13 protein-coding genes are annotated in these 12,493 nt (G+C 43.8%); 11 read left to right on the top strand and 2 right to left on the bottom strand.

All coding sequences use genetic code 11. The features are described from left to right. Nucleotides 1-47: 47 nt before the first annotated feature. From ftsY to rplA, 10 genes are all read left to right on the top strand, one after another. Nucleotides 48-1,256 (top strand): signal recognition particle-docking protein FtsY, encoded by a 1,209-nt coding sequence (gene ftsY / locus AB3F25_RS08515; RefSeq protein WP_373603397.1) that lies wholly within the window; start codon nt 48-50, stop codon nt 1,254-1,256. Between the two features lie 9 nt (nt 1,257-1,265). Then, nucleotides 1,266-1,922, top strand: coding sequence for a cell division ATP-binding protein FtsE (gene ftsE, locus AB3F25_RS08510; protein ID WP_373603396.1), 657 nt, complete (start codon nt 1,266-1,268; stop codon nt 1,920-1,922). A 10-nt stretch (nt 1,923-1,932) separates the two neighbouring features. Beyond that, on the top strand, nt 1,933-2,865 hold the full coding sequence (ftsX, locus tag AB3F25_RS08505; RefSeq protein WP_373603395.1) for a permease-like cell division protein FtsX: 933 nt from the start codon (nt 1,933-1,935) through the stop codon (nt 2,863-2,865). A 182-nt stretch (nt 2,866-3,047) separates the two neighbouring features. After that, nucleotides 3,048-4,346: a trigger factor gene (gene tig / locus AB3F25_RS08500; protein ID WP_373603394.1), complete on the top strand. Its 1,299-nt coding sequence runs from the start codon at nt 3,048-3,050 to the stop codon at nt 4,344-4,346. Nucleotides 4,347-4,456: 110 nt separating this feature from the next. Further along, nucleotides 4,457-5,038, top strand: coding sequence for an ATP-dependent Clp endopeptidase proteolytic subunit ClpP (gene clpP / locus AB3F25_RS08495; protein ID WP_373603393.1), 582 nt, complete (start codon nt 4,457-4,459; stop codon nt 5,036-5,038). Nucleotides 5,039-5,047: 9 nt separating this feature from the next. Beyond that, nucleotides 5,048-6,298, top strand: coding sequence for an ATP-dependent protease ATP-binding subunit ClpX (clpX, locus tag AB3F25_RS08490; protein WP_373603392.1), 1,251 nt, complete (start codon nt 5,048-5,050; stop codon nt 6,296-6,298). Between the two features lie 140 nt (nt 6,299-6,438). Continuing rightward, nucleotides 6,439-6,852 (top strand): preprotein translocase subunit SecE, encoded by a 414-nt coding sequence (secE, locus tag AB3F25_RS08485; protein WP_373603391.1) that lies wholly within the window; start codon nt 6,439-6,441, stop codon nt 6,850-6,852. 1 nt (nt 6,853) lies between these two features. Beyond that, complete coding sequence (gene nusG, locus AB3F25_RS08480) at nt 6,854-7,411, top strand: transcription termination/antitermination protein NusG (RefSeq protein ID WP_373603390.1); 558 nt, start codon at nt 6,854-6,856, stop codon at nt 7,409-7,411. A 382-nt stretch (nt 7,412-7,793) separates the two neighbouring features. Next, entirely contained in the window at nt 7,794-8,222 is a 429-nt protein-coding gene (rplK, locus tag AB3F25_RS08475) for a 50S ribosomal protein L11 (RefSeq protein ID WP_373603389.1), read from the top strand. Nucleotides 8,223-8,226: 4 nt separating this feature from the next. Then, nucleotides 8,227-8,916, top strand: a complete 690-nt coding sequence (gene rplA, locus AB3F25_RS08470; protein WP_373603388.1) for a 50S ribosomal protein L1 — start codon at nt 8,227-8,229, stop codon at nt 8,914-8,916. A gap of 69 nt (nt 8,917-8,985) precedes the next feature. Here rplA and AB3F25_RS08465 read toward each other — a convergent pair whose 3' ends face one another. Beyond that, nucleotides 8,986-9,792 (bottom strand): sulfite exporter TauE/SafE family protein, encoded by an 807-nt coding sequence (locus AB3F25_RS08465; RefSeq protein ID WP_373604358.1) that lies wholly within the window; start codon nt 9,790-9,792, stop codon nt 8,986-8,988. Nucleotides 9,793-9,916: 124 nt separating this feature from the next. On the opposite strand from AB3F25_RS08465, the gene AB3F25_RS08460 reads away from it, so the two are divergent. After that, entirely contained in the window at nt 9,917-10,993 is a 1,077-nt protein-coding gene (locus AB3F25_RS08460; protein WP_373603387.1) for an anaerobic sulfatase maturase, read from the top strand. 59 nt (nt 10,994-11,052) lie between these two features. Here AB3F25_RS08460 and aspA read toward each other — a convergent pair whose 3' ends face one another. Further along, the gene (aspA, locus tag AB3F25_RS08455; RefSeq protein WP_373603386.1) at nt 11,053-12,471 is read right to left on the bottom strand and encodes an aspartate ammonia-lyase; all 1,419 of its coding nucleotides are present in this window, start codon (nt 12,469-12,471) and stop codon (nt 11,053-11,055) included. Nucleotides 12,472-12,493: the final 22 nt, after the last annotated feature.

The raw sequence follows: 12,493 nt of genomic DNA, 5'->3' as shown, positions 1-12,493 counted from the left end.
TAGAATAAACGACATTTTTTATCGGATCCTCGTCAAGAGAAATTTTTATGGCAGAAGAAAAGAAAAAAAGCGGTTTTTGGACGTCTTTGTTCGGGCGTAATAAAAATCAGCAAGAAACCAAAATCGAGCCCATTATCGAAACCGTGACAGTCGAAAATAGCACCGCATCGGAGCCGCTTGCGGCGGCCGTTAAGCCCCCGGCAGCGGTGATTGAGCCTGAAGCGATGCAAAATATCGCCGTGGAAGAAACGGAAATCGAGCCGGAAATTGTTGAAGAAATTAAATGCGAATTGCAACCGACGACAAGCCCGGAACTCCGCGAAAAACCGAGCGAAGGCGGTTTTTTTAGTCGTTTAGTGAAGGGTTTACTCAAAACCAAACAAAATATCGGCGCGGGATTTCGTAGCTTTTTCTTAGGCAAAAAAATTGACGACGAACTGTTTGAAGAATTGGAAGAGCAGTTGTTAATTGCGGATATCGGCGTGCCGACGACAAGTAAAATTATCAAAAATCTGATCGAACATGCCGACCGTAAGCAATTGCAGGATGCCGAGCTTTTATATCAACAATTAAAAGCGGAAATGGCGGCTATTCTTGAGCCGGTAGCGCAGCCGCTTATCATTGATTCGAGTAAGAAACCTTATGTGATTTTAATGGTGGGCGTCAACGGTGTAGGTAAAACCACCACCATCGGCAAGCTTGCGCGCAAATTCCAAGCAGAAGACAAATCAGTGATGCTTGCGGCGGGGGATACCTTCCGTGCGGCGGCGGTAGAGCAGTTGCAAGTTTGGGGTGAGCGTAATCACATTCCGGTGGTGGCGCAAAGTACGGGGGCGGATTCTGCATCGGTGATTTTCGACGCTATGCAATCTGCAGCAGCGCGCAATATCGATATTTTGATTGCCGATACCGCCGGACGTTTGCAAAATAAAAATAATTTGATGGATGAGTTAAAGAAAATTGTGCGTGTGATGAAAAAATACGATGAAAGCGCACCGCACGAGATCATGCTTACGTTGGATGCGGGAACCGGACAAAACGCTATCAGTCAAGCCAAGTTGTTTAACGAAGCCGTCGGGTTAACCGGGATTACCTTGACAAAATTAGACGGTACGGCGAAAGGCGGGGTAATTTTTGCCATTGCCGATCAGTTCAAACTGCCGATTCGTTATATTGGTGTGGGCGAGAAAATTGAAGATTTACGCGAGTTTAACGCGAAAGAATTTATTGATGCGCTTTTCGTGCAGGAAGAATAAGGAAAAACGGTGATTAAGTTTTCTAATGTTTCTAAAGCCTATCACGGTGCGACGCAACCGGCCTTGCAAGGGGTGAATTTTCATTTGCCGGTGGGCAGTATGACTTATTTGGTCGGTCATTCCGGGGCGGGTAAAAGTACGCTGCTGAAATTGATTATGGGAATGGAAAAAGCCAATGCGGGGCAGATTTGGTTTAACGGCCATGAGATTACCCGTTTGTCGAAATATGAAATTCCGTTTTTGCGTCGCCAGATCGGTATGGTTCATCAAGATTATCGTTTATTGACGGATCGAAGCGCGCTGGAAAATGTCGCATTGCCCTTGATTATTGCCGGAATGCATCCTAAAGATGCGCATTCTCGTGCTATGGCATCGTTAGATCGGGTGGGGTTACGGAATAAGGCACACTATTTGCCAACGCAAATTTCCGGTGGGGAACAGCAACGCGTCGATATTGCGCGTGCAATTGTTCATAAACCGCAGCTTTTATTGGCGGATGAGCCGACCGGGAATTTGGATGACGAGCTTTCTTTGGGGATTTTTAATTTATTTGAAGAATTCAATCGATTGGGGATGACGGTATTAATCGCCACGCATGATATTGATTTGATTCGCCAAAAACCGAAACCTTGCTTGGTACTTGAGCAAGGCTATTTACGTTATTAAGGATAAAACGATGAGTCGACATACTGAAGCCTCATTTTTAGTGCAAACGATTTACCAGCTGTGTGCGGTATGGAAAGATTTACGGCGACGTAAATTCGGTACATTGCTCACGATTTTGGTGATCGCCGTTTCGCTTACCATTCCGACGGTCAGCTATTTAATGTGGAAAAATTTACATTTGGCGACCACACAATTTTATCCGGAAAGCGAATTGACGATTTATTTACACAAAAATTTGAGTGAAGAAGACGCGAATCTGGTGGTGGAAAAAATTCGCCAACAAGAAGGCGTGGAATCTCTTCATTACGTGTCGCGTCAAGAGAGTCTGAAGGAATTTAAAAGCTGGTCCGGTTTTGGCGAAGAATTAGACGTATTGGACGATAATCCATTGCCTGCGGTGGTGATGGTGAAACCGCTCAAAGAATTTAATGTGTCTGAAAAACGCGAAGAATTACGTGCCGCTTTAAATAAAATCAAAGGCGTGCAAGAAGTTCGTTTGGACAATGACTGGATGGAAAAATTGACGGCACTTTCGTGGTTAGTGGCGCATGTGGCGATTTTCTGCACGGTGCTGATGACTGTTGCGGTATTCCTGGTCATCGGCAACAGTATTCGTTCCGACGTTTACAGCAGTCGTGCCGGCATTGATGTAATGAAACTTCTGGGGGCGACGGATCAGTTCATTCTTCGTCCTTATCTTTATACCGGTATGATTTATGCACTACTCGGCGGGTTTGTTGCGGCGATTTTCAGCAGCTTTATCATCGGCTACTTCACCTCCGCGGTGAAGTATGTGACGGATATTTTCGCTGTGCAGTTCGATTTAAATGGTTTGACTGTCGGGGAACTGATTTTCTTGCTGACGAGCTGTTTGATTATGGGCTATGTTGGCGCTTGGATCGCAGCCAAACATCATATAGCCTTGTTGGATAATCGTAATTAAATTTTTTAGCGCCGAAAAATTGTTGATAAATTCGCCAAAACAAGCGCTTATAGTTTGATTTCTCGACTTTCTATCGACTGCCGGATTTTATTTCGCTATAATCTGGCAGTTTTTTATCACTTATTTTTAACAATGTGTTCGGGGGGAGTTTTTCCGAGCACAACATTAATTTGAGGTTACAAATGTCATTAAATATTGAAACGACCCAAGGCTTAGAGCGCCGTGTGGTCATCACTGTTCCGGCTGATACGGTTGAAAAAACAACGCGCGAAGAATTTAAACGTGCGGCGAAAAACGTGCGGGTTGACGGTTTCCGTAAAGGCCACGTACCGGCTCACATTATTGAGCAACGTTTCGGCGCATCAATCCGTCAAGACGCGTTAAATGATTTATTGCCGCAGCACTTTTTCAATGCGGTGCTCGCAGAGAAGATCAATATTGCAGGTCGTCCAACTTTCACCGTCGAAACCTTCGAACCGGGTAAGGATTTGGTTTTCACCGCCACTTTTGAAGTGTATCCGGACGTTCAATTGCAGGGTTTAGAAAACATCAAGGTTGAAAAACCGACTGTTCAAATTAGTGAAGCCGACATCGATAAAATGATCGACGTATTGCGCAAACAACAAGCGACATGGGTGGTTTCCGATGATGCAGCGAAAGCAGACGATCGCGTAACCATCGATTTCAGCGGTTCAATTGACGGTGCGGAATTTGAAGGTGGCAAAGCATCCGACTTCGTTTTATTCATGGGCCAAGGCCGTATGATCCCGGGCTTTGAAGATGGTATCGTTGGTCACAAAGCGGGCGAACAATTCGATATTGAGGTAACCTTCCCTGAAACATATCATGCGGAAAACTTAAAAGGTAAAAAAGCAAAATTCGCGATTACGTTGAAAAAAGTCGAAAATATGGTGTTGCCTGAATTAACCGATGAATTCGTGGCGAAATTCGGTCCGAACACTAAAACTGTAGCGGATTTGCGTGCGGAAATTCGTAAAAATATGGAACGCGAATTAAAAAATGCGTTGGTTTCTCGTGTGAAACAACAAGTGATTAACGGTTTGCTTGAACAAAACCCGATTGAAGTTCCGACTTCCGCCGTTGAAGAAGAAATCGATGTGTTGCGCAACCAAGCGGCGCAACGTTTCGGCGGTAACGCACAACAAGCAGCGCAATTACCGCGCGAATTATTTGAAGCTGAGGCCAAACGTCGTGTTCAAGTCGGTTTGTTGTTCTCCGAAGTGATTAAATCTCATCAATTGAAAGCTGACGAAGCGCGTGTGCAAGCGATGATTGCGGACATCGCTTCTGCTTACGAACAACCGGCCGAAGTTATTGAGTACTACAGCAAAAACGAAGAGTTAATGAACAATATTCGTAATGTAGTATTGGAAGAACAAGCGGTGGATGCGGTGCTTGCGAAGGCGCAGGTTACCGAAAAAGCGTCTTCGTTCGATGAGATCATGAATCCGCAAGCCTAATTTCGGTTTGATTGAAAGTGCGGTCGCTCAATAACAAAAGCGGCCGCATTTTTATTTGCCCATCATTTCAGGTAAAATAATCGACAATTTTATTCGTAGTAGGTGAGAAAATGAGTTTAATTCCAATGGTCGTAGAGCAAACTTCGCGCGGCGAACGTTCTTACGACATTTATTCCCGTTTATTAAAAGAACGCGTGATTTTTTTAACCGGTGAAGTTGAAGATCACATGGCAAACTTAATCGTGGCGCAACTTCTGTTTTTGGAATCGGAAGAGCCTAACAAAGACATTAATATTTATATCAATTCGCCGGGCGGTTCGGTCACGGCGGGTATGGCGATTTACGATACGATGCAATTTGTCAAGCCGGATATTCGTACGCTTTGCGTGGGGCAAGCCTGTTCCATGGGCGCGTTTTTATTGGCGGGCGGTACTGCGGGTAAACGTGCGGCGTTACCGCATGCGCGCGTAATGATTCACCAACCATTGGGTGGGTTCCGCGGTCAGGCATCGGATATTCAAATTCACGCACAAGAAATCTTAAAAATTAAACACACCTTAAATGAGCGTTTAGCCTTCCACACCGGGCAGCCTATGGAACGCATTGAAAAAGATACGGATCGCGACAATTTTATGTCAGCCGAAGAAGCTAAAGCCTATGGCCTTGTGGATGACGTGTTGATTAAACGTTAAGGGTAAAAAATGACAGACAAAGATAAAGATTTACACTGTTCTTTTTGTGGCAAAGAAAAAAGCGAAGTCGATAAATTAATCGCCGGTACCGACGGTTATATTTGTAACGAATGTATCGAACTTTGTCATTCAATGCTGGAAGAAAGTGCCGAAACCAATGATGCAGACGATGGTCAATGCGGTGCTGAGAAGGATGTTAAGTTGCCGACGCCGCATGAGATTCGCGCTCATTTGGATGATTATGTAATTGGCCAGGATTACGCGAAAAAAGTGCTGTCGGTCGCGGTGTACAATCATTACAAACGCCAACGTACTAACCATGAAAGCAATGATGTGGAATTGGGGAAAAGCAATATTTTATTAATCGGTCCGACGGGTAGCGGTAAAACGTTATTGGCACAAACGTTGGCGCGCCGTTTAAACGTACCTTTCGCCATGGCGGATGCGACAACCTTAACCGAGGCCGGTTATGTGGGCGAAGACGTGGAGAACGTATTGCAAAAATTATTGCAAAACTGTGAGTACGATACGGCAAAAGCGGAACAAGGCATTATTTACATCGATGAAATCGATAAAATCAGCCGCAAATCGGAAGGTGCTTCAATCACCCGAGACGTATCCGGTGAAGGCGTACAACAAGCGTTGCTGAAACTCATCGAAGGCACCGTGGCTTCCGTGCCACCGCAAGGCGGGCGCAAACATCCGCAGCAAGAAATGTTGAAGGTGGACACGTCAAAAATTCTGTTTATTTGCGGCGGAGCGTTTGCCGGCTTGGATAAAATTATCGGTAAGCGTACGCAAACTGGTACCGGTATCGGTTTTGATGCGAAAGTGGAAAAAGACGAAGAAGAGCAATCTTTATCCGAATTATTCCGTCAAGTGGAACCGGACGATTTAATGAAATTTGGTTTAATTCCGGAATTTATTGGTCGTTTGCCGATGATTGCGCCGTTAAGCGAATTGGATGAAGAGGCATTGGTGCAAATTTTGACCCAACCGAAAAATGCGCTTACTAAACAATATCAAGCTTTGTTCGGCTTGGAAAATGTTGAATTAGAATTTACTCAGGAAGCGTTAAAGGCTATGGCGAAAAAGGCGCTTGAACGTAAAACCGGTGCGCGTGGGCTTCGTTCTATCGTGGAAGCCGTGCTGTTAGACACGATGTATGATTTGCCGTCGATCGAGAATCTTGAAAAAGTCGTGGTGGATGAATCAACCATCGTTGAAAATGAGGCGCCGAAGTTAGTTTATCGTTCTTAGTGAACATTTCTATAAAGCGGAGTATTTGATTTTCCTTTGCGTTTTCTATTTTTCAATAGGAAACGCATAAAGAAAGTGTTACAATCGCGCGTTCTTAAATTTACCCTCCACTTCCCTTTTAAAATAAAACGGATTCAATTATGGCAACTGAAATTGTTGAGAAAAATAAAAAAACAGAAGAATCGGTAGAAGCTAAATCAAAAGGCCTAAATACGTTACTTTGGGTATTGGTTGTAGTTTTATTTGCTGCCGCCGCGATCGGAAATGTCTATTTTCAAAAAGATTTTTCTGCGCCCGTGCGCGTGATTGGGATGGCTGTCGCCCTTGTATTAGCATTTATTTTTGCAGCGATTACCAATGAAGGCAGTAAAGCGCGTAGTTTCTTTAAAGAAGCTCGTAACGAAGCCCGTAAAGTGGTATGGCCGACTCGTCAAGAAACCCGCCAAACTACATTTATCGTGATGGGTGTGACCGTTATTGCGTCTTTATTTTTCTGGGCGACAGATTCCATTATCGTGTCAATTATTAACTTTCTAACCGATTTGAGATTCTAAAATGACTGAAGAAACAACCGTATCGAAAAAGCGTTGGTACGTATTACAAGCGTTTTCCGGTTTTGAAAGCCGTGTTGCACTAACGTTGCGTGAATACATTAAACAATACCAAATGGAAGATCAGTTTGGTGAAGTGTTAGTGCCGACTGAAGAAGTGGTTGAAAATGTGGCTGGCAAACGCCGTAAAAGCGAGCGCAAATTTTTCCCGGGCTATGTGTTAGTCGAAATGGAAATGAACGATGATACATGGCATTTAGTGAAAAGCGTGCCGCGCGTAATGGGCTTCATCGGTGGTACCCCGGATAAACCGGCGCCGATTTCTAAACGTGAAGCGGATGCTATTTTAAATCGTTTGGAACAAAGTGCCGATAAACCGCGTCATCGTAACGAATACCATCCGGGCGAAGAGATTCGCGTCACGGAAGGTCCGTTTGCAGACTTTAACGGCACGGTGGAAGAAGTAGATTATGAAAAAGGCCGCTTAAAAGTGTCCGTCTCTATTTTCGGTCGTGCAACACCGGTTGAACTTGAGTTCAGTCAAGTGGAAAAAACACATTAATCTAAGAAAGCGTTCAATAACCGCACTGCCTAAAAGCGTGCGGTTATTTTTTTATCAGAAGCTAACTAACTCAAGAGGCTCGGCGAAGGTTTGATATGCTTACGGATAGAACCTTCTGAAAGGCAGATAATACCGTAGGTACCGCATTGAAAGGGGCTTCAATGCGGTGCTGTTTGGGGACTTCATTTATCTTCAGGTGTGTTCGGAGAGCATATTATAATTTCGTAAAATCGCTTGAAAATTCGTCGCGCTTTAACTATAATCCGCAGCCTGTTTATGAGCCGATCTCCGGCTCATATTTTTGTGTGGTGCAATATTGTGTTGCGCCGAACATCATCGGGGAGCTATTTATAGCGTTATCACCCATTCAGAGGAAACTAAAATGGCAAAAAAAGTTCAAGCCTACGTTAAGCTGCAAGTTGCAGCAGGTATGGCAAACCCATCACCGCCGGTTGGTCCTGCATTAGGTCAACAAGGGGTGAACATCATGGAATTCTGTAAAGCATTCAACGCGCGTACTGAGAGCTTAGAAAAAGGTTTACCGATTCCGGTTGTTATCACTGTATATGCAGACCGTTCATTTACTTTCGTAACTAAAACTCCGCCGGCAGCAGTTTTATTGAAAAAAGCTGCAGGCGTTAAATCCGGTTCCGGTAAACCGAACAAAGATAAAGTGGGTAAAGTCACTTTAGATCAAGTTCGTCAAATCGCTGAAACTAAAGCAGCAGATATGACCGGTGCGACTATCGAAACCAAAATGAAATCAATCGCCGGTACCGCTCGTTCAATGGGCTTAGTGGTGGAGGAATAATACGATGGCTAAATTGACGAAAAAAATGAAAGCAATCAAAGCTGGCGTAGATTCTACTAAAGCATACGAGATCAACGAGGCCATCGCCGTATTAAAACAATTCGCGACTGCTAAATTCGTTGAAAGCGTTGACGTTGCAGTAAACTTAGGTATTGACCCACGTAAATCCGATCAAAACGTACGTGGTGCAACTGTATTACCACATGGTACCGGTCGTGAAGTGCGTGTTGCCGTGTTCACTCAAGGTGCTAACGCCGAAGCTGCAAAAGCGGCAGGTGCCGATTTAGTGGGTATGGAAGATTTGGCTGAACAAGTTAAAAAAGGCGAAATGAACTTCGACGTAGTTATCGCTTCTCCTGACGCAATGCGCGTTGTTGGTCAGTTAGGTCAAGTATTAGGCCCGCGCGGTTTAATGCCGAATCCAAAAGTGGGTACCGTAACGCCAAACGTTGCTGAAGCAGTGAAAAACGCGAAATCCGGTCAGATCCGTTATCGTAATGATAAAAACGGTATCATCCACACCACTATCGGTAAAGCGAACTTCTCCGAAGTACAATTAAAAGAAAACCTTCAAGCGTTGTTAGCCGCTTTAACTAAAGCGAAGCCTACCACTTCCAAAGGTATCTTTATTAAGAAAGTTAGCCTTTCTACCACGATGGGTGCCGGTGTAGCAATCGATCAAGCTTCTTTATAGTTTAAACTGTCGTTTAAAAATTAAACCGCGCTTTGGGTGACCGAAGCGCGGTTTTTTGTTCAAGTTTATTTATAAAAATTCCAATGTGAACATATAGGCGGCAATTAATAATAAAATTGTTGCTAATAATTTTCGGGTTAATACAGGGGATATTAAGCCGCGTAAACGCATAGAAAAAAAACTCATTCCAAAAGAACCAATGGTAACCAGTCCGACAATCAGAAAATTCACATAACCGAATTGTCCGCTTAAAGTCACGTTAAATAAGACTTCGCGCGTAAGGTAAGCATATAAATTACCGATACCGCCGATGATCATCATGTAATTGGTATAAACCGCGATTTGTTGGGTTTTTACACCTTTGAGTTGGCCGATCAATGGAGCCAGAATCGAACCACCGCCGATGCCGGTAATACCGGCAACTAAACCACCTGCGCAACAACTGATGCCGCCTTTTAGGCGTTCCAATGCGGTGCTCTTGGAACAGTTCGGGCTTTCTTCGCGTGAAGACATAAAAAATGTTTTTAATGCCAGTGCACTGAGACTAACGGTAAATACCAAGCTAATCATCAAGCTGGAAAAATAGAAACTTAATTCAAATCCGATTTGTATGCCGATAATCATGGCTATTGACCAGAACAACATATTAAGGTAATCAATTTTGATTTTTTGCCGACGGAAAAAAAGCAAATTAATGGTTGCCGTACACATCACGATCGTAAGTGATGTGGCGGCAATCATTTGCAGCGGTAATTCGGGAAAAAGTGTCCGTAAGATCGGCACCATCAATACGCCTCCGCCGATGCCGAAAATCGCCGAGACCATATTGGTGAACAGACCGCAAATCAGTAAAATACAAATCGTGCTAATTGCCATCATTTACCTCCATTCAAGGCTCGGTTCTATTCTGGAGGTAACAAGCAAGGCGTGCTTATGATCGCTATCATATCTCGGACAAATTTTTCTTTGTATGATGCGGAATGTATCAAAAGGATGATTTATGAACGCATTTCAACTTATGGCAAAACCTACCGGTTCAATTTGTAATTTGGCTTGTCAATATTGTTTTTATTTGGAAAAGCCGCATTTGAATCAACGTGCCATGAGTGATGCGGTGCTAGAATGCTACGTCAAATCTTATCTTGAAAATGCGCCTCAGCAACAAGTGACATTTCTTTGGCAAGGCGGCGAACCGACCATGGCCGGGTTGGATTTTTATCAGAAAGTGATTGATTTTCAACATAAATATTCCGCCGGCAAACAAATCGAAAACGCGTTGCAAACTAACGGCATATTGCTGAATGCCGATTGGTGTCAATTTCTGCGCGATAATCAATTTTTAGTCGGTTTATCCATCGACGGCCCCGAACATTTGCATGACGCTTATCGCTTAACTAAAAACGACAAAGGAACTTTCCGGCAAGTCATGGATGCGCTGAATTTATTAATTCATTACCAGATCCCTTTCAACACGCTCACCGTGGTACATAACCTGAATGTACAATATGGTAAAGAAGTTTACCGTTTTCTCAAACGTATCGGCTCGCCATATATGCAATTTATTCCGCTAATGGGTGATTACCCACAACAGCCCTCTGCGAAAGATTACGGTCAATTTTTAGTGGATGTTTTTGATGAATGGTATGCCTATGATGTGGGAAAAATCGGTATTCAGTTTATTGAACAATGGTTTATGGCGTATTTGGGGTTGCAGCCCGGGCTTTGCATTTTTCGGGAAACCTGCGGTGATCAGCCGGTGATTGAGCAAAACGGCGATATTTACAGCTGCGATCACTATGTTTATCCCGCCTATAAACTCGGCAACTTGATTGAAACACCTTTGCGCTTGCTTATCGACTCGCCTCAACAAAAACGTTTCGGCGCGATGAAGTCCTTTCTTTCCGAGCGTTGCCAGGCCTGTAAGTTCCGTTTTGCTTGCCACGGAGGTTGCCCAAAGCACCGCATTGCAGAGGGGTTTGGCGCGCCGCATAATCGATTTTGTGAAGCCTATTATCGTGCGCTTTCTCATATGGATCCTTATTTGCGGCAGTTTGTCGCTTCATTTCGCGGGCAATAAAAAATACGGTCAAATTGACCGTATTTTTTGTTTAGCTTACAAATTATTTATTTATTTATTTATTTATTTAATTTCGCTTTGTAAGTTGGGTTCATCAAGTTTTCTACGGAAAGGATGTCGTCCAATTGTTCTTTGGTTAACAAGCCTTTTTCCAACACCACTTCACGCACACCTTTGCCGGTTTGGGCACAAATCTTACCCACTAAGTCGCCGTTGTGGTGACCGATGAATGGGTTCAAGTAAGTGACGATACCGATAGAATTGTAAACGTAGTTTTCGCAGGTTTCTTTGTTTACAGTGATGCCGTCTACGCATTTATCGCGTAAGTTCACGCAAGCGTTGCCTAAAATCTCAATGGATTCAAACATTGCTTGGACAATCACAGGTTCCATTACGTTTAATTGTAATTGACCGGCTTCAGCCGCGAAGGTCACGGTGGTGTCGTTACCGATGACTTTGAAGCAAACTTGGTTTACCACTTCTGGTACAACCGGGTTCACTTTGGCCGGCATGATAGAAGAACCGGCTTGTAATTCAGGTAAGTTAATTTCTTTGATACCTGCGCGAGGACCGGAAGAAAGTAAACGTAAGTCGTTACAGATTTTAGATAATTTCACCGCCGTGCGTTTTAATGCGCCATGCACGGAAACATAGTCGCCGCAGTCTGCAGTCGCTTCGATTAAATGCGCTGCGCCGCTGCAATGCAATCCGGTCACTTGTGATAAATATTTAATCACGGTCGGTACATAACCTTGCGGTGTATTTAAGCCGGTACCGATTGCGGTGGCGCCTAAATTCACTTCAAGCAATTCGGACGCAGCGGCTTTAAGATGTCTCACTTCTTCTGCCATTAATACGGCAAAGGCTTTGAATTCTTGACCGACGGTCATCGGCACTGCATCTTGTAATTGGGTACGGCCCATTTTTAACACTTTGTCGAATTCTTTTGCTTTATTTTCAAAGCCTTGTTGTAAATAAGAGACTTTTTCAAGCAGTTTAACGATGCTGTTATACACGGCGATATGGAAACCGGTAGGGTAAGCATCGTTAGTCGATTGGCTGGCGTTCACATGATCCATTGGGTCAAGGTATTTATATTCGCCTTTTTTGTGACCCAAAATTTCCAATGCAAGGTTGGCAATGACTTCATTAGTATTCATATTTACGGAAGTACCAGCACCACCTTGATAAATATCAGAAGGGAATTGATCCAAACATTTGCCGTTTACTAATACTTCGTCACAGGCTTTGACAATGGCTTCGGAAATATCTTTTGGAATGGCACCCAGTTCGCCGTTCGCCAATGCGGTGGCCTTTTTCACCATCACCATGCCGCGAACAAATTCCGGTACATCAGAAATCGTTACGTTAGAAATATTGAAATTTTCGACCGCTCTTAGAGTATGAATTCCCCAGTAAGCATCGGCCGGTACTTCACGTTCGCCAAGTAAATCTACTTCTGTTCTAAATTGAGTCATATTAATCACCTATATGGGTTAG

Origin of the sequence: Aggregatibacter sp. HMT-949 (genome assembly GCF_041734645.1) — a bacterium.
Classification (GTDB): domain Bacteria; phylum Pseudomonadota; class Gammaproteobacteria; order Enterobacterales; family Pasteurellaceae; genus Rodentibacter.
Note: the sequence above shows the minus strand (reverse complement) of the source record. Positions and strands in the feature narration are given on the sequence as shown.

Bases quoted from the DNA above. Each gene is read 5' to 3' on its own strand.
- ftsY (WP_373603397.1), top strand. From the start codon at position 48: ATGGCAGAAGAAAAGAAAAAAAGCGGTTTTTGGACGTCTTTGTTCGGG.
- ftsX (WP_373603395.1), top strand. From the start codon at position 1,933: ATGAGTCGACATACTGAAGCCTCATTTTTAGTGCAAACGATTTACCAG.
- tig (WP_373603394.1), top strand. From the start codon at position 3,048: ATGTCATTAAATATTGAAACGACCCAAGGCTTAGAGCGCCGTGTGGTC.
- clpP (WP_373603393.1), top strand. From the start codon at position 4,457: ATGAGTTTAATTCCAATGGTCGTAGAGCAAACTTCGCGCGGCGAACGT.
- clpX (WP_373603392.1), top strand. From the start codon at position 5,048: ATGACAGACAAAGATAAAGATTTACACTGTTCTTTTTGTGGCAAAGAA.
- secE (WP_373603391.1), top strand. From the start codon at position 6,439: ATGGCAACTGAAATTGTTGAGAAAAATAAAAAAACAGAAGAATCGGTA.
- nusG (WP_373603390.1), top strand. From the start codon at position 6,854: ATGACTGAAGAAACAACCGTATCGAAAAAGCGTTGGTACGTATTACAA.
- rplK (WP_373603389.1), top strand. From the start codon at position 7,794: ATGGCAAAAAAAGTTCAAGCCTACGTTAAGCTGCAAGTTGCAGCAGGT.
- rplA (WP_373603388.1), top strand. From the start codon at position 8,227: ATGGCTAAATTGACGAAAAAAATGAAAGCAATCAAAGCTGGCGTAGAT.
- AB3F25_RS08465 (WP_373604358.1), bottom strand. From the start codon at position 9,792: ATGGCAATTAGCACGATTTGTATTTTACTGATTTGCGGTCTGTTCACC.
- AB3F25_RS08460 (WP_373603387.1), top strand. From the start codon at position 9,917: ATGAACGCATTTCAACTTATGGCAAAACCTACCGGTTCAATTTGTAAT.
- aspA (WP_373603386.1), bottom strand. From the start codon at position 12,471: ATGACTCAATTTAGAACAGAAGTAGATTTACTTGGCGAACGTGAAGTA.